The organism is Vibrio sp. 661 (genome assembly GCF_033339315.1).
Lineage (GTDB): Bacteria > Pseudomonadota > Gammaproteobacteria > Enterobacterales > Vibrionaceae > Vibrio > Vibrio alginolyticus.
In genome coordinates this window covers 112,143-126,953 of record NZ_JAWOUJ010000002.1, presented here as the reverse complement: position 1 = coordinate 126,953, position 14,811 = coordinate 112,143, and the positions used below count along the sequence as shown (strand labels likewise).

Annotated in this window: 15 protein-coding genes; 6 read left to right on the top strand and 9 right to left on the bottom strand. The window is 44.3% G+C overall.

All coding sequences use genetic code 11. The annotated features are described in order from the left end of the window. Nucleotides 1-302: 302 nt before the first annotated feature. Nucleotides 303-821 carry an NUDIX hydrolase gene (locus R7P69_RS04820; RefSeq protein WP_005374021.1) on the bottom strand — a complete coding sequence of 173 codons (519 nt, stop codon included), beginning with the start codon at nucleotides 819-821 and terminating at the stop codon, nucleotides 303-305. Nucleotides 822-1,098: 277 nt separating this feature from the next. On the opposite strand from R7P69_RS04820, the gene R7P69_RS04815 reads away from it, so the two are divergent. Both R7P69_RS04815 and R7P69_RS04810 read left to right on the top strand, forming a co-directional pair. Beyond that, nucleotides 1,099-1,365, top strand: a complete 267-nt coding sequence (locus tag R7P69_RS04815) for a DUF333 domain-containing protein (protein ID WP_005374023.1) — start codon at nucleotides 1,099-1,101, stop codon at nucleotides 1,363-1,365. A gap of 249 nt (nucleotides 1,366-1,614) precedes the next feature. Beyond that, nucleotides 1,615-2,271: a hypothetical protein gene (locus R7P69_RS04810; RefSeq protein WP_005374025.1), complete on the top strand. Its 657-nt coding sequence runs from the start codon at nucleotides 1,615-1,617 to the stop codon at nucleotides 2,269-2,271. Here R7P69_RS04810 and R7P69_RS04805 read toward each other — a convergent pair. Next, nucleotides 2,261-3,103, bottom strand: coding sequence for a YdcF family protein (locus R7P69_RS04805; protein ID WP_238952776.1), 843 nt, complete (start codon nucleotides 3,101-3,103; stop codon nucleotides 2,261-2,263). The two genes, R7P69_RS04810 and R7P69_RS04805, sit on opposite strands and share 11 nt — an antisense overlap. A gap of 131 nt (nucleotides 3,104-3,234) precedes the next feature. Between R7P69_RS04805 and R7P69_RS04800 the strand changes: the two genes are divergently transcribed. Then, complete coding sequence (locus R7P69_RS04800; RefSeq protein WP_005374028.1) at nucleotides 3,235-4,605, top strand: L-serine ammonia-lyase; 1,371 nt, start codon at nucleotides 3,235-3,237, stop codon at nucleotides 4,603-4,605. A 121-nt stretch (nucleotides 4,606-4,726) separates the two neighbouring features. Here the strand turns inward: R7P69_RS04800 and R7P69_RS04795 are convergent, their stop codons facing one another. Continuing rightward, nucleotides 4,727-4,963 (bottom strand): hypothetical protein, encoded by a 237-nt coding sequence (locus tag R7P69_RS04795; RefSeq protein WP_005374030.1) that lies wholly within the window; start codon nucleotides 4,961-4,963, stop codon nucleotides 4,727-4,729. Between the two features lie 248 nt (nucleotides 4,964-5,211). On the opposite strand from R7P69_RS04795, the gene R7P69_RS04790 reads away from it, so the two are divergent. Next, nucleotides 5,212-6,087 (top strand): LysR family transcriptional regulator, encoded by an 876-nt coding sequence (locus tag R7P69_RS04790; protein WP_238952777.1) that lies wholly within the window; start codon nucleotides 5,212-5,214, stop codon nucleotides 6,085-6,087. A gap of 68 nt (nucleotides 6,088-6,155) precedes the next feature. Here the strand turns inward: R7P69_RS04790 and R7P69_RS04785 are convergent, their stop codons facing one another. The 5 genes from R7P69_RS04785 to R7P69_RS04765 all read right to left on the bottom strand — a co-directional run bounded on the left by R7P69_RS04785 (nucleotide 6,156) and on the right by R7P69_RS04765 (nucleotide 11,878). Next, nucleotides 6,156-7,025 (bottom strand): LysR substrate-binding domain-containing protein, encoded by an 870-nt coding sequence (locus R7P69_RS04785; protein WP_033906283.1) that lies wholly within the window; start codon nucleotides 7,023-7,025, stop codon nucleotides 6,156-6,158. Between the two features lie 200 nt (nucleotides 7,026-7,225). Next, the gene (locus R7P69_RS04780; RefSeq protein WP_005374035.1) at nucleotides 7,226-8,206 is read right to left on the bottom strand and encodes an OmpA family protein; all 981 of its coding nucleotides are present in this window, start codon (nucleotides 8,204-8,206) and stop codon (nucleotides 7,226-7,228) included. Nucleotides 8,207-8,661: 455 nt separating this feature from the next. Further along, nucleotides 8,662-9,786 (bottom strand): M14-type cytosolic carboxypeptidase, encoded by a 1,125-nt coding sequence (locus R7P69_RS04775; RefSeq protein ID WP_017819760.1) that lies wholly within the window; start codon nucleotides 9,784-9,786, stop codon nucleotides 8,662-8,664. Between the two features lie 113 nt (nucleotides 9,787-9,899). Further along, complete coding sequence (locus R7P69_RS04770; RefSeq protein WP_042523350.1) at nucleotides 9,900-11,300, bottom strand: FAD-dependent oxidoreductase; 1,401 nt, start codon at nucleotides 11,298-11,300, stop codon at nucleotides 9,900-9,902. Nucleotides 11,301-11,518: 218 nt separating this feature from the next. Continuing rightward, complete coding sequence (locus R7P69_RS04765) at nucleotides 11,519-11,878, bottom strand: DUF3316 domain-containing protein (protein WP_017819758.1); 360 nt, start codon at nucleotides 11,876-11,878, stop codon at nucleotides 11,519-11,521. Nucleotides 11,879-12,284: 406 nt separating this feature from the next. Here R7P69_RS04765 and R7P69_RS04760 point away from each other — a divergent pair, with 406 nt between their 5' ends. After that, nucleotides 12,285-13,190 carry a VirK/YbjX family protein gene (locus R7P69_RS04760; RefSeq protein WP_041054133.1) on the top strand — a complete coding sequence of 302 codons (906 nt, stop codon included), beginning with the start codon at nucleotides 12,285-12,287 and terminating at the stop codon, nucleotides 13,188-13,190. Nucleotides 13,191-13,226: 36 nt separating this feature from the next. Next, entirely contained in the window at nucleotides 13,227-13,778 is a 552-nt protein-coding gene (locus R7P69_RS04755) for an outer membrane beta-barrel protein (protein ID WP_238952778.1), read from the top strand. An 86-nt stretch (nucleotides 13,779-13,864) separates the two neighbouring features. On the opposite strand, the gene R7P69_RS04750 is transcribed toward R7P69_RS04755, so the two are convergent. Further along, complete coding sequence (locus R7P69_RS04750) at nucleotides 13,865-14,770, bottom strand: EamA family transporter (protein WP_238952779.1); 906 nt, start codon at nucleotides 14,768-14,770, stop codon at nucleotides 13,865-13,867. Nucleotides 14,771-14,811: the final 41 nt, after the last annotated feature.

Genomic DNA, 14,811 nt, shown 5'->3' with positions numbered 1-14,811 from the left:
AGTAGTGGTTTACTAAAAAGCGCCCCAATTGCGCTTGGCAATTGGGTAGATATGCGTCACATTGCGTTTGCAAAAAAACATGAAAACCAATGGTCAGACCTAATAATTATTTACACACTAAATGTAAAACAGCTATTGTTTTCATAGTTCGAAACAAATCTAACATATCAAGATGACGCTTCGCTTGCGCGTCTGGAATAAGTCCGGGTTCCGGGGGGGAGTCCGGACTTTTTTATTGCTCTAAAATCTTTGCCCACAATAGAGCCAACAGAAGCTAAGTCGTAATGATGCAAACTAGCTGTTTATAGTAATTCTTTAGAAATCAACTGAAGTAAAAACGTTTCGCGCTCAATGCTCATGCCTTTTTTCGGGCTTTCTGCCATCGTTTTTTCATTGTGTGCAATTGCTTCGTGTATGTTCATCCATACCGGGCGCATTCCATTTTTAACTTCGTAATCTTCATACGCCGTTTCGCCTAGCTCACGTTCGATTTTACATGTATAACAATACGACACCATGTGCATCACGTCAGCGTCATCCTTGTACCACGGACGAAACTCCTCAAAGATTCCGAAAGGCTTAATACCATGTATATTTTGGGCGCCCGTTTCTTCCTCTAATTCACGGACTAATCCAGCAATGACATCTTCACCATCATCAATACCACCGCCTGGTAGCGTGTAGTCATGGTAACGTTCTGTATAGAGCAACAGCACATCTTCACCATCAAGTACAATGGCTCGCGCTGCATTGCGCTGAAAAACAATTTTGTCATCCAAATGCTCTATGTCTGGATGAACGGTCGATTTTAAATGTCTCATCGAAAATACCACGGTCAATGTTTTGTGCGCATATTACCGAATTTCACACTTTAAATCATTGTTGTATGCCAGGTACGTTCGAGCGCTTGTCAGGAAGTGATTGATATGACCTTCACAACAATACGCCAAGAACAGAAGTGTGACGTGCTAATCAGCAATAAATGAGAATATCTAAATTCTTATACGTCCCTCTTACTTTTAACATCGATAAGACAATAATCTCTTAAAGTTGCCTATAATCAATACAATACTCGCCCACCCCATGCGGAGATAAAGAATGAAAAAGACAAATTTAATGATGGCTATGGCTGCAACATTGGTACTGGCTGGTTGTTCAACTTACGAGGGAGCGACCCGATCAACTGAGTATACCTCCGTTGCAAATCCCGCAGCCGTATACTGTGTTCAGCAAGGTGGTGAGCTGGATACCGTGTCGGAAAACGGCGAACGTGTCACTTACTGTGTGCTGTCGGACAATGAACGCGTCGAGCAATGGGAATACTATCGCGAGAATCACAAAGAAAATGAGGGTGACAACTACTAATTATTTTTATCGATACGTCACCTTCCCTCTATCACTTAGGAGCCTTTGGGCTCCTTTTTTATTTGATTTATCAAAGTGTTCTTACGTTGTTTTTACATATCTCTGACTTTACCGCACATCGACCCTATATCGAACAGTGTTCTATTCTTGACATTTCTCTGACATAACTTTCCACTTGGACAATAAAATTCCAAACACAGATCACACTAATTCACATTTCTTCCACATTTTCTGGGACAGGTGAGCAAGATGAAAACACAAATAGTAAAAGAAGCCGAGTCAGCCCCAAGCAACGTTGTTACTGAAAAATCGAAGCGCATTATTTATAAATCGAGTTTAAACGCCTTGATGATTGTCGCTATCAGTATTCTCGTTAACCTTAGTCTTCGTCTTGATTATGTCGTGTTGGGATCAAGCCTTGGCGAGCTTTCCGTTACAGAAACGCTCCAGCTTGTGATGCTTGCTATTGCATCATGGTCGTTTTTCAGCTTATCGAAACAACAGCCTCAGCTAAAGCATGCGGCTATTTTGATTGCAGGATTTTTTGCAGTACTTATTATTCGCGAAACGGACTATTGGACAGACATGATTCATCATGGCTCTTGGGTTTTCCCAGCACTTGCTGTCACCGCACTGGCTTGCGCCAAAGCCTACCAAGGTGGTAAAGGTACCATGAACGAAATGGCGACCATTTTAACGGTGCCACATATGAAGCTATTAGTAGGCGCTGTGATGCTACTATTAGTCTTCTCTCGTTTGTATGGTATGGGCAGTTTTTGGCAACAAGTGATGGATGAAAATTACATCCGTGATGTTAAAAATATCTCAGAAGAAGGTATAGAACTGCTTTGCTACTGTTTGATCGCATTAAGCGCCGTCCGTACAAAACGCGAGCTTAATGAATAGACTCAGGATCAAAGCGACGGTTCAATGCAGTCAGTATCGGATGGAAGATACTTAATGCCTTTTCCGCAGCACCTACAGATTCATCCAAGGCCGTCATTTCGACGGCCTTTTTCATTTCTTCAATATCTTGCAAAGCCTCTTTATCGAGCGGGAAAGAGAGCAATTTGTGAATAGCATCTCTTGCGATCATAAGTGGCTTTTTTCGGACAATTGATAAATCTCGGAAAAATACGCCATGCTTGACCCCTTCTAAATAAACTCGGTAGGTTGTGAGTTCATCGAGTAGCAAGAATGCCTCCGCCATAAGCCCTTTATGTGGGTATGGCACGCTAATATGTTTGCTGATATCCAGTGGAATATTGAGGGTCACCCCCATGGATTCGCAATCGGATTTAAGTACTCGTAATAAGCCTTGCTCATCCATCAAATTCTGGATATCAATGATTCGTTCGAGGTGGTAGTCATTAGACAGCAAGATAACCTCAACCGGATGCCCCAACCATAACTCGAACAACCCACTTTTGCACAAAACTTGGGAAACATAACGCATGTTTTGAAACGTGTTCAACGACTCCGTTTCTAAGAGTATATGACGTTCAGGGAACGGATTCACAGAGTCTGCGTTTAGGGTTCTAAAATACGCGTACATCGCCTCTGCTTCAGAAACACTTTGTCCTTGCGTTACTCCGCCACAAAAAACAATCACCGTTCGGTCTGTCGGTAGTGATGCAGTCCTACAAGACAAAGCTTCGACTCTTGTTATGCCCTCAGAGGTCAACCTGTTATTGACGAGGCGTTTACCTAAAACGATGACGATGTTGTCTAACTTCATTTTAAAATCTCGCGCTTAGTTGGCAGTGTTACAAAAATCTTCTTTCACTCCCGACCCACAAGCTTTAACATCTAGTTAACAACACTGTTCTAGAGACCTTTATAAAGGTTCACTGCTAAAGGAAGTCAATTATGCTGTCGATTTTCGATATATTTAAAATTGGTGTCGGGCCATCCAGCTCCCACACTAATGGTCCCATGCTTGCCGGATTCCATTTCACTCAGCTAGTTAGCGACTCTATGGCGAAAGTGCATCGGGTGCAAGTGGACCTTTATGGCTCATTGTCACTGACAGGTCGAGGGCACCATACAGACCGAGCCACGGTCCTTGGTTTGATGGGAAATAAACCTGATACCATCAAAATGAGCAGTGCCAAAAGTGCGCTACAAAATACCATAGACAATAATACGCTCATGCTCGCCGGTACACACCAGATTGAGTTTAGCTACGACCATGACATCGTCTTTCATAGCGACAACCTTCCCCTGCATGAAAATGGTATGACGATTACGGCATTAGACGCAGCTGGAGATCAAGTAGCGTTTGAAATTTATTACTCCATTGGGGGCGGATTCATCGCCACCGCCGACGAACTAGAGAACGGCACGCAACAAAATGAGGTCGCAGTACCATTTCCGTTTACATCCGCAGATGAGATGCTGGAAAAAGCCGAGACGAACGGTTTCAGCTTGGGAGGCATGATCCTCCAAAACGAACTCGCATTTCGCTCAGACGAAGAAATTAACCAAAGAGCAGAGCAAATTTGGAAAGTGATGTCGCTCTGCATGCAACGTGGCTTCGATACGGAAGGGATTTTGGAAGGTGGTCTAAATGTCACTCGTCGAGCACCAAACCTTTTGAAAAAGCTCGAAGCCAACGCTGCAGTTGAAAACGATCCGATGGAGATCATGGATTGGATCAATCTCTTCGCCTTTGCGGTTAGTGAAGAAAATGCAGCAGGAGGGCAAGTCGTTACTTCTCCAACGAATGGTGCAGCAGGGGTGATTCCGGCGGTATTGATGTATTACCATCGCTTCATCAAAGAGCTCGATGTTAAACAGCTAAAAGACTTTCTCGCAGTCGCCGGCGCTATCGGCATCTTATATAAAACTAACGCGTCAATTTCTGGTGCAGAAGTGGGGTGTCAGGGAGAAGTTGGGGTTTCTTCATCCATGGCTGCCGCTGGCTTAACAGCGCTAAGAGGGGGCAGTAACGAGCAGATTTGTATTGCTGCGGAAATTGCGATGGAGCATTCATTGGGTATGACTTGTGACCCGATTGGCGGCTTGGTTCAAGTACCTTGTATTGAAAGAAATGCCATGGGAGCAATGAAAGCGATTAATGCATCGCGTATGGCATTAAAGCGCACAAGTAAATGCTTAATTTCGTTAGATAAAGTTATCGAAACCATGTATCAGACTGGTAAAGATATGAATAAAAAATACCGTGAAACCTCTTTGGGGGGCTTAGCTGTCATTCATATGGCACCGCCATGCGAATAATGGCAGGTGGTCATTGCGCTTAGCTTCTCACCATGCGCTTATCTGGTAATTGTGATCTGATGATATTACATATAGAAATGCCGCGTTCTTCGCGGCATTTTCTTAACAAGAAACTATTCGATTAATCACGTCGACCACGAAGTTCAATTTTTTGAGTTGCAGCATCCGAATGGATTGTTACACCGCCATAGGCCATTTCATTGCGACCCTTCAGCGTCAATTGAGAATCTGCACGCTCTACGTCAACCTGATTTTTCGTTGCCATCGTCATATCAATCGTGCCCGTGTATGACCCATCGCCAGCAAATGCTACGTTTGTTGAGCAAACCATCAAAACAAGTGCGATTAGTTTTTTCATACATCACCTCTATTATCGTTCTAACTTTCTTTCGGTGGAAAAACTGTAACAACAGAAACGCGCTCATACGAGGAAAGCCATTATTTACCAAATGGAAATCCATGCTAATAAACTGGTGTAACCAAGAATAACTTATCGTTACCTTCAATAAATCAGGGATAAGGCAGCAACTTAAATTGACCGAGCGTTGTCTTTTCTTAAGAAATTCAGCGATATGATTTGTCGACAAAAGCCAAGCGAGAGAATGTATGAGCGTTAATCTGGATATTCAAAACATTTTGGTATTAAAACGGATGTATGAGCTACGTAACGTCCGGTTAGTCGCAGAATCACTCGGTAAAACGTCAGGAGCAATCAGCAAAAATCTGACTAAGATGAAAACTCAGCTCAATGATCCGCTATTCGTTCAGACCAAAAATGGCTTTGAACCAACAGCTTTTGTGGAAGCGAACATTGCGCATTTTGAGCAAATAATCAACAGTATTGATTCCATCAAACCACAGCATTTTTCACCAGCTCATTTTGACGGTTCAATCACTATTTATGCCAACACATTGTTTTGGGAGTACTTTGGTGACAAGTTTTACTTGGAGTTACTAAAGCACGCCCCAAGCGCAAAATTCTCATGTTTGCGCTGGGGTAGCGAAGCAAAAAAACGATTAATTGACGGTGAAAACGCCACTGCGATTCATTACTTTGATGAAGATCTGCCACAGTCAATTGTTCAGACCGAACTAGGGCGAGGCAAAGCGGTATTTTTTGTTCGAGAAGATCATCCCGCTCAAAACTCCCAAGAACTAGAAGAATACCCTTTTATACTTTTTAAAACGCCGGGATGGAACGACTACCGATACCCTGTGTTGGAAAGGCTCAAACATATGGGTTTTAGAACCACACCTAAAGTGGAAATTGAGCATCCAGCGATGATTCAAAAAGTGCTTCTGCAAACGAATCATTTTGGCATAACGATGAGTGGACATGTTCCTAAGGGTTGCCGAAGTATCGCGCTTCCTGCTGGGCTAGAGCTTGATGTTCGCTACGTGATGAGCTGCCGTCGCTCTCAACAGCAAGCTCCGGTAAATCAGTGGTTATTAGATGTCATTAAGCATGTCGCTCAGTCCTAGACTGAGGACTTGCCATTGCTAATAAGAGCCAAACCACACATGCGCTCTACTCACTCGCTGAACGAACATTAAAGACTCTGTATTAACCATTGAGCAAAGGTGTTTACATGTGATTTTTCGGATGCTCGAACCATCATATAATGTGCACCAGAACTTGGCATATTCCAATTTCCAGCCTGGACTAATACGCCCTGTTGCAGCTCATCCTCAACAAGAAAGTCTCTTACCAACAACACGCCAAGTTGATTAATCGCAGCATGAATAGCAAGCAATGAGTGTTCAAACTCGGCGACGACTTTGCTCACCTTCCCTTGGTAACCTTGGTGCGTAAGCCACTCTTGCCAAGATTCATGATAACCGCTAGTACAGATTTTAGGCGCTTTAGTTAACTGCAAGAGGTCATTTATCGGGTTTAAATGCATAAAGCCCGGGCTTGCGACAACGATCCAGCTTTCTTGGGTTAATCGTATGGCTTCTTGCTCTTGCCAATCTCCATCTCCGTTAATAATTTCGATATCCGCAATCGCACTGGCGTTTGGAACCGTATTAGCAGTGGTCGAGATTTTAAAGGAAATGTCTGGGAATTGTCGCTGAAAATCAGCCAACCTTGGCATTAACCACTGAGAGCAAAAGCTGTGAGCGACATGTAAGTTAACTTGCGTATTTGTGGGACGAGTAAATAAATGCTGCGTCGTGGTCGATAATGTTTGAAGCACATGATTAACCACAGGCCAGTATTCTTGTGCTGAGCAGGTCAGCGTAAGGTGCGTGCCCTTGCGCTCGAATAACGTCGCATTGAGCTGTGACTCTAGCGATTTCACCTGTTGGCTTACGGCCGCACGAGTCACATTTAGCTCCTCTGCGGCTTTTGTAAAACTCTGTAGTCGCGCCGTGGCTTCAAAAGCTCGGAGCAAATTGAGCGGCGGTAAACTTTGCATATCATTCTCCCAAACACTTGGCTGTCATGCTATGAACTGGTGATGACAAATTGATGAAGGTGCTGAGTTTACGTATGTTGAGCACATGTCAAAGCGTCCCGATATAACTATGTTTCTACACAACTACTGAGTTAGTTAAGCGGGATCAAAAAAGCCAGCGTGATACACGCTGGCTTTTGGAACTTTATCTTAAGCAGGAATTATTCTGCTTTTTCAGTTGTTTGGTATTCAAACGCAGGAACAACCACTTCAACACGACGGTTCATTTGACGACCTTGACGTGTCTCGTTGCTTGCCACTGGGTTAGCTTCACCCATGCCTTTCACTGTCATACGCTCAGCCGCAATACCTTTTGCTTGGAACTCGTCAGCAACGGCTTTCGCACGTTTTTCTGTGAGTTGCTTGTTGTAAGCAGCAGAACCTGTCGTATCGCTGTAACCCGTGATCTCAACTTGAGCTTGTGGGTAAGTATTCATCAAATCAACGGTACCAGAAAGGTTCGACGCGTCTTTCACTTCTGCACTTTCTAAGTCGAATTGTACTGTCGCTGTTGTTTGAGCAGGGTAAACATGATCTACAATGCGTGTTGCAGGACGTGCTTCTACTACCTCTTCAACGGCTTTTTCTTGAACGACAGGCTCAGAACCAAACTTGTAGTTGAAACCAATACCGAAGAAATCTGAATCCATGTCTTCAATTACATCATCAGACATATCTTGGTAGCGTTGGTATTCAGCACGTAGGCTCCAGTTGTAGTTGATTTGGTATTCAGCACCCAGAGAGCCAGTTGGTACGAAATCTTTCTCGTCACCAGCCATCATGTATGCAGCACCAACTTTCGCGAATAGATTCCAAGAATCCGTTAGTGGTAGGTTAAATTTAGGAGCAAGCGTCAACGCCCAAAGATCACCATCAACAGTGTTTAGGCCAGGCTTTTTGAAGTTTGCAGTGAAGTCACCAAGGTAATCAACACCATACTCTGCTGCAACGTACTTGTTGAAGCTGTAGCCTAAATGCATAGATGCTGCAAAACTGTCGTCGTCACAAGGTTCGTTTAGGTAACACGCATCGTTTAGAGAGTTGTAACCTACTTTACCGCCCATGTAAGTGTCAGCAAGTGCAACGTTTGAGATCACACCACCAGCAAGTACAGTAGCCACTGCTATAGCGATTTTTTTCATTATTCTTTTCCTTTTTCTTGTACACAAAGCAACACACCGCGGCAGCATACTGCCGTAAAATATGAAGCCGTAACTTTCTCTTTTCTTCGAATAGAAATAGCTAAATAGCGTAGGAAAGAATCAAAAATGATATTCAAACGCCAATGACGTAAAACGGAAAAAGGTAACCTCAAGACCATCTATTCATGAGCTTCATCCGCATACCCAACCGAAAAATAAAGTTCGTTGCGTTGGTTTAGCCATAGTCAATTCGTTGCGGAGAATATCACAAAGAAGCCAACTTTCTGTGACGCAAATCACCATAAAAAGCCACTTTCTCAAATTTAAGAATCATCATTTAAGCTTGTGAATGGCAACAAATTTTTACAGGGGAGCGTGGATATGGAGAGCACAAAAAAACAGCTCATTTAAAATGAGCTGTTTTCGAAATAATGAAAAAGCGTTAACTCGTCGCGCTAAATTTTATCTGCTACGGTTAACGTTGCAGCTAATACATCTTGCCCAAACAAGACACTACGCTCAGGAGACCAACCGTAAAGTGGATCAGGGTGATTGTTGTTATCTTTAAATGGCATTTCGATTGTGTAAGACAAGCATTTGAACTGCTCTGCAACCCAATTTGAACCCACAGTCAAATTCGCTTTACCAGGCTCATCTTTATCGTAACCAATCTCATCTTGGAACTCTGGCGTAATTGTCAGTAACGCTTGCTTAAATGATGTCTCTAAAGCGGCAAGATTTTCATCGTAAGAAGGAATACCTTCTGAGCCAGCGACGAAGTTATAAGGAATCGCTTCATCGCCATGGATATCTAAAAACATGTCAACACCCGTTTCCAGCATGCGCTGACGCACAAGGTAGACTTCTGGGCTCTTTTCCATTGATGGCGTTTGCCATTCACGATTTAGGTTTACACCTACTGCGTTGGTACGCAAGTGACCGCGAATACCACCGTCTGGGTTCATGTTTGGTACGACGTAAAGCACCGCTTTTTCAAGCAATGCACGCGCAACCGTGTCGTTTTCATCTAACAGACGTTGGATCATACCTTCCATGAACCATTCCGCCATGGTCTCACCTGGGTGCTGACGTGCAATCATCCAGATTTTCTTTTTGCCTTCTTCTGGCTCACCAAAAGTAAGCAAGCTCATGTCATTGCCATCTAGCGTATGACCAAGCGTCTCTAGTTGGCAGTGGTGCGCGCTTTGTGCCATGTGTAACAAGTCTAAATGACGATCGTACGTGTATGGCGCAAAGTACGCGAAGTAAATTGAGCTGCGCTCAGGGATTACAGTGAAAGTCAGCGTGTCGCCATCGAACTCTGCCGGTACTCGGAACCATTCTTCACGATCGTAAGACGCAACCACATCGTAACCTTGCCATCCTTCTGGATAAGCCGATTTAGCCAAATCAAGCAATTTGATGGTGTGTGATTGCTCGGCTTCTGTCTCAAGACGGAAGTGGAACCACTGGTAGAATTCCGACATATTGTCGTTAGGAATTTTGAGTTGGATGTCGTTTTTGTCGTCCGCTTTCACTACGTGAATGCTGCCGCTATCGAAGTTGCTGAATACTTTCATTTTATGACTCACCTTTTAAATCTGAGCTTGAAAGACAGAGGCTAACACAAGGCTTCATCGCGCCCCAATGACTTTCACTGCAAACTGTCTCGTTTGTGGCTAAAGTCTTCAGTTTAGTCAAGCTTATCCGCTTTGCCTGCTGGTCCCGCGAGTTTTGCTAGCCACTTATCCCAGATAAACGGCGTTTTCTCGTTATCTTCTGCTTCCTCTTTTCGACGTACCGCGTTGCGCACTATCATAGCCCCGGTCCAGCGAAGCGGTTCTGGTGGGAAATACCCCAACGGTCCTTTGGCTAAACCACTGTTCGTCCACTCGTTATCGATTCCCAATATCAATGAAGATAAGATCTTTCCGCCCATTCGAGTCTGCGCTACACCATTGCCTGAATAACCAAATCCGTAAAAGATATTGCTCTGTTTATCTAGCTCGCCGAAAAAAGGGAAACCAGTAGCAGAACGATCAGAGCCCCCCGTCCATGAATAAGCAAACTCCTCTCCTCTCAAATGAGGAAACAACTTATCGAACGACTTGCGCAGTAGACCTTGGTAGCGTGTTGGCTTGTTAAACATTGCGTCGACTTGGTTATTGAAAGAAAACTGATTGCCGCCTTTCCCCAACATCAAACGGCCATCTGGCGTATCTCGGTAATAGTGGACGAAGATACGTGAATCCAACACGCTAGAACCTGCCTGCCAACCAGATAGAGGTAGTGCGTCACCAAGGGGCTTGGTGATCACCATGTCGGAAGAGACCACCACGATACTGTTTTTGAACTGTTTAAACTGCTCCACCATCCATGCATTTAATGCCAATACCACCTGCTGCGCTTGAACATTTCCTTTAGGTGTACAGACAGTGGCAGGTTTTCCATAATCTAGACGCGTCATCGGCGTGTTCTCATAAACTTCTACACCCAGATCAATAGCAACACGGCGTAACCCCCTCACTAATAATGCAGGTTGAACGCTGGCTGCAACTGGAGAGTGAAAGCCTTCTATATGTCGAGGTGAACCCGCATTGGCACGCAGTTCCTCCACCGAGCAACGACGCCAACTGTTCACTTCTAATCGCTTTAACTCGTCCACAACTGGCTGCATTCCCCCAGTTTGAGCCTGATTGGTTGCAGTGTAATAAACCCCTTTCAACGATAAGTGCGCATCAATGTTGTGCTGCTGACAAAAGTCGTCAATCTCTAGCACTGCTTGTTCCGACTCTTTTACTAACCAAGCAGCATGTTCTTCACCGAATAACCGTTTCAATGTCGGAAACTTGGTAGACCAAGTCAGCATACAACCGCCGTTTGCGCCCGATGCACCACTGCCACAAAGGCCTTTTTCAATCACGACTACCTTTTTTTCCGGAGATTGCTGCTTAATCATAATCGCGGTCCAAAGTCCGGTGTATCCGCCACCAACAATCGCAACGTCAGTATTAATGTTCTGCTGTAACGGTTGTGGCGTTTCTGGTTGCTCAGCTTCAATTGCCTGCTTGAACCAATATGAATGATGTGTCATCGGGTATCCTCGTTAGTGCGTTACATCCATTTCCGCAAACACTTTACAAACGATGATGACAATCAACGAGCAAGAAAATCTAACGCTGAGCGATAGAAAATGTTGCACTGAGAGTGTGAAATTTTCGCTTTCGACAAAAACAAAATGGGGAGCTCGTGGCTCCCCAAAACAAACAGCAAAAAATATTAGTGGTAAACAATTCAAGTCCGTCTTACTGGTTAGTATTTACCGGTATCACGCATGCGGTACTCGTATTGAACATTGAGAATAGGCTGGTAAACAACTTGCCCGTCACTTTGCAAGAACTCATTTACCATGACTTTTGAGTCAGTGATAGAAAACGATTGGCGATCAACATACGTTGTAAGGCTCGTAAACTCATCACGGAGTTGTCCAGATGATTTATTTTGGTAGCTTTGGATCATGTCTCGGCCCATTTCATAAGCCGCTTGTTTGCTATCCATTACGTCGCCATGGATAGTTTCAGTATCGTTTGTCCACTGATAACCACCAGCAAGAGCCATAGAAGGTGCAGCAATCAGAGCAATCGTACTTGCTAAAGTTGTTAAGCGTTTCATAAACCTCTCCTTACTTACCTTTACATCGGGCCAAAATTGGCTCGATACTTATAAGGTACGTATAAAGACCTAAAACACGTCAAAACAATTTCAAATAATGTTCAATTTTCGTTCAACTTATTTCACATTAACTTAGCAACTCAACGTCATATTCAGCCTACATTCGCATTTTCTTCATTTAGAACAATGGGTTTCAACCTGACACTTCCTTACCAAACCATACAATACCTAAGGTCAATTTTCTCTTAGAATCCTCAGCAAAAGAACACTGTTCAAAACTAGTCCCTGTCTAGCTGGAGTGAAGAACGGTTCACTTTGCTTTCTCCCTTTTTGCGTTCGATACCTAACGCTCACAGCCACATGACAGAACCGACACCACTGGAAATGAGTTTGGAGTGAAATAACCATGAATAAATCCATCCTTCACCACAGCAAAACCATTTACTCGGATGAGTATGCTGAGATTTATCATCCAATCTGGACATACCGCATCAAGTTCATTGCTCGTGCGTTGTTCTATCGAAAGTCATTTAAGTATCTGGCAGACAACATTGAGGCTTCACTGCTGGAGATGCTGTGTACGCGTACTCACCGTTTCTTAGAAAAGCCATTTCGTCCGTATATCGTAAAAAATAGCCCTGCGATTGATCGTTCAGCGCTTGTGGTTGATCACTACAACACAGTGTCGGAACTCGTCTCGCCTGATCTAATGAAACAGATCTATACCGATGCCAAGGGGCTCACTCTGATGACCTTTGAGATCGAGGATATTCTCTACACGGTCAGATTGGTTTATGAAGCTCGGTACCAAAAAGAAGGCGACATGAGCTTGGTATTACACAGCCAAGAAGACGGCAACTTCTATACTCTGTCGTTCACATTGGGACACGAGAACGGCGCTCGCAGCATCATGATTGGTGGCTTACAAGGCCCACGCAGCAACGAAACTAGCAATGAAAAAATCAAAAAGCTGACTCGTAAATTGTACGGTCAGCGTCCAAAAAGTTTGATGGTCAGTCTGCTAGATCTTCTTGCTCAGATTTGGGGCGTTGAAACCATTCTTGCAGTGAAAACCCAGTCACACACTTATGCCGCTAAACGTTATAGCAAAGGGCGAATCAAAACGGATTACGATGCATTGTGGAAGGAACTTGGCGGTACTGAGTACGATCGCAACTTCTACTCACTCCCAGTGAATGCTCCGCGCCGTGATCTCGACGGGATGTCGCGATCTAAACGTTCGATGTACCGTCGTCGTTATGAATGGCTAGACAACACCAAAGCAACATTCGAACAAGTACTAAGAAACTAAAAAAGCTAAAAGCTAAAAAGCTGAGGAGAAACGTTCATGCGTTATTTATTCGTTGCTGCTCTGGTGTTGTCGACTCTTTCCCTATCGGCGAACGCAAGTACAAGCAAGCACATCATAGGCACGAACCTAGGTTATGGCGGTGTAAGCTATGACGCCCCCGCAAGTAAAGAATCCGGTGATATGTTTCTTGGTGAAATTTATTACCGATACATGCCGACCCAAAACTTCGGGATTGAAGCGGGCTTTAAAGGGGCGTTTGATGGTATTGGCTCAACGCTGTTAAGCCCAATTTCAGAGGTTACCGACACGAGCTTTTCTGGCCCACGATTAAGCGGCTATGCTAGCTACCCTCTTGGTGCTGGTTTCGAACTTTACGGTAAAGCAGGTATGACGCTCTACACCCTTGAGTACACTTACAAGGTGAATGGACAGAGCCGAAACATTGAACACACTAGCGTTGGCGGTGAAGCGGCGGCAGGATTAGGATGGAGCTACAAGCACTTTGGTTTAAACGCAGAGTATGTGTACTCAAAGAACAGTGATTTTGATTCTGGTGGCGTGATGTTCGGCGCTCAATTGCGTTTCTGACGTCCCTAATACTCTTCCCCCAAAAACTAAAAAAGAAAAAGGCAGCGATGGCCTGAGTCGCTGCCTTTTTCTTTCATCAATATGTGTCAGTTCGTCAACGCAAGAATGATCCCCGCCACGATCGAAGTAACGCCAAGCCCTCGCGTGAGATACCATTTCTCAGACAGAAACCAAATCCCCATAAACAAACCAAACACGATGCTGATTTGCCTTAGTGCCACCACCAAACTCACGTTGTCTGTCATGGTCATCGCAAACAACACCAAGCCGTAGGTGGATGCCATCATTACCCCTGCCATGCTGGCTGTTTTGCGGATCTGCCACGCTGTCTTAATCTCATCTGGCTTGCCCATAACTAAGCACCATACAAGGGCTGGAATACCAATCGCCCAAAACTGCACGCCCAAGTAGAAGATTGCACTGTACTGATCATTCAAGATCTCTGATGCTTGTCCTGTGAGTAAACTCAGCGCTTCTTTATCGACTACCGAGTAACCCGTTGTGCCTATTGCGGCAATCAATGCCCAGAACACACCAACATTCAAATAAGAACCCAATGTCATCTGACGAAAGTTCGTCAGTGGTACCAGCATACAACCAAGAGTAATTAGTAAGAATCCAAGCCACTGCTGACTAAATAATTCATGTCCCAATGCAACACTGATTGCGCCGACCATCATCACTGGCAGCGCCCGAGCAATCGGATAAACCACACCCACATCAGCGTGCTTATAAGCGACAATCAAACCAACCAGATAAACCATTTGTGAAATGCCGCTAATGAACAGCAATCCCCAAAACTCACTCGGTAATGATGTCCAGCCAATGGTTGCCAAATACCAAATCAAATAAGGGGTAAGAATGAAACATGCAGAAAAGCTGGCCGCCATAGTAAACGCGAGTCCAGAGCCTGAGTTGCTTTTACCAAGGATATTCCAACCCGCATGGAGAACAGCAGAAAAAACGACGATACCAATCGCCAACAAATCCATTTCAATGTTCCTGTCTGAATAAAATAAAGGCCCCGAGATGG

Coding starts and splice junctions, on each gene's coding strand:
- R7P69_RS04770 (WP_042523350.1), bottom strand. CDS start 11,300: ATGACACATCATTCATATTGGTTCAAGCAGGCAATTGAAGCTGAGCAA.
- R7P69_RS04760 (WP_041054133.1), top strand. CDS start 12,285: ATGAATAAATCCATCCTTCACCACAGCAAAACCATTTACTCGGATGAG.
- R7P69_RS04815 (WP_005374023.1), top strand. CDS start 1,099: ATGAAAAAGACAAATTTAATGATGGCTATGGCTGCAACATTGGTACTG.
- R7P69_RS04800 (WP_005374028.1), top strand. CDS start 3,235: ATGCTGTCGATTTTCGATATATTTAAAATTGGTGTCGGGCCATCCAGC.
- R7P69_RS04765 (WP_017819758.1), bottom strand. CDS start 11,878: ATGAAACGCTTAACAACTTTAGCAAGTACGATTGCTCTGATTGCTGCA.
- R7P69_RS04775 (WP_017819760.1), bottom strand. CDS start 9,786: ATGAAAGTATTCAGCAACTTCGATAGCGGCAGCATTCACGTAGTGAAA.
- R7P69_RS04780 (WP_005374035.1), bottom strand. CDS start 8,206: ATGAAAAAAATCGCTATAGCAGTGGCTACTGTACTTGCTGGTGGTGTG.
- R7P69_RS04805 (WP_238952776.1), bottom strand. CDS start 3,103: ATGAAGTTAGACAACATCGTCATCGTTTTAGGTAAACGCCTCGTCAAT.
- R7P69_RS04790 (WP_238952777.1), top strand. CDS start 5,212: ATGAGCGTTAATCTGGATATTCAAAACATTTTGGTATTAAAACGGATG.
- R7P69_RS04810 (WP_005374025.1), top strand. CDS start 1,615: ATGAAAACACAAATAGTAAAAGAAGCCGAGTCAGCCCCAAGCAACGTT.
- R7P69_RS04755 (WP_238952778.1), top strand. CDS start 13,227: ATGCGTTATTTATTCGTTGCTGCTCTGGTGTTGTCGACTCTTTCCCTA.
- R7P69_RS04820 (WP_005374021.1), bottom strand. CDS start 821: ATGAGACATTTAAAATCGACCGTTCATCCAGACATAGAGCATTTGGAT.
- R7P69_RS04795 (WP_005374030.1), bottom strand. CDS start 4,963: ATGAAAAAACTAATCGCACTTGTTTTGATGGTTTGCTCAACAAACGTA.
- R7P69_RS04785 (WP_033906283.1), bottom strand. CDS start 7,025: ATGCAAAGTTTACCGCCGCTCAATTTGCTCCGAGCTTTTGAAGCCACG.
- R7P69_RS04750 (WP_238952779.1), bottom strand. CDS start 14,770: ATGGATTTGTTGGCGATTGGTATCGTCGTTTTTTCTGCTGTTCTCCAT.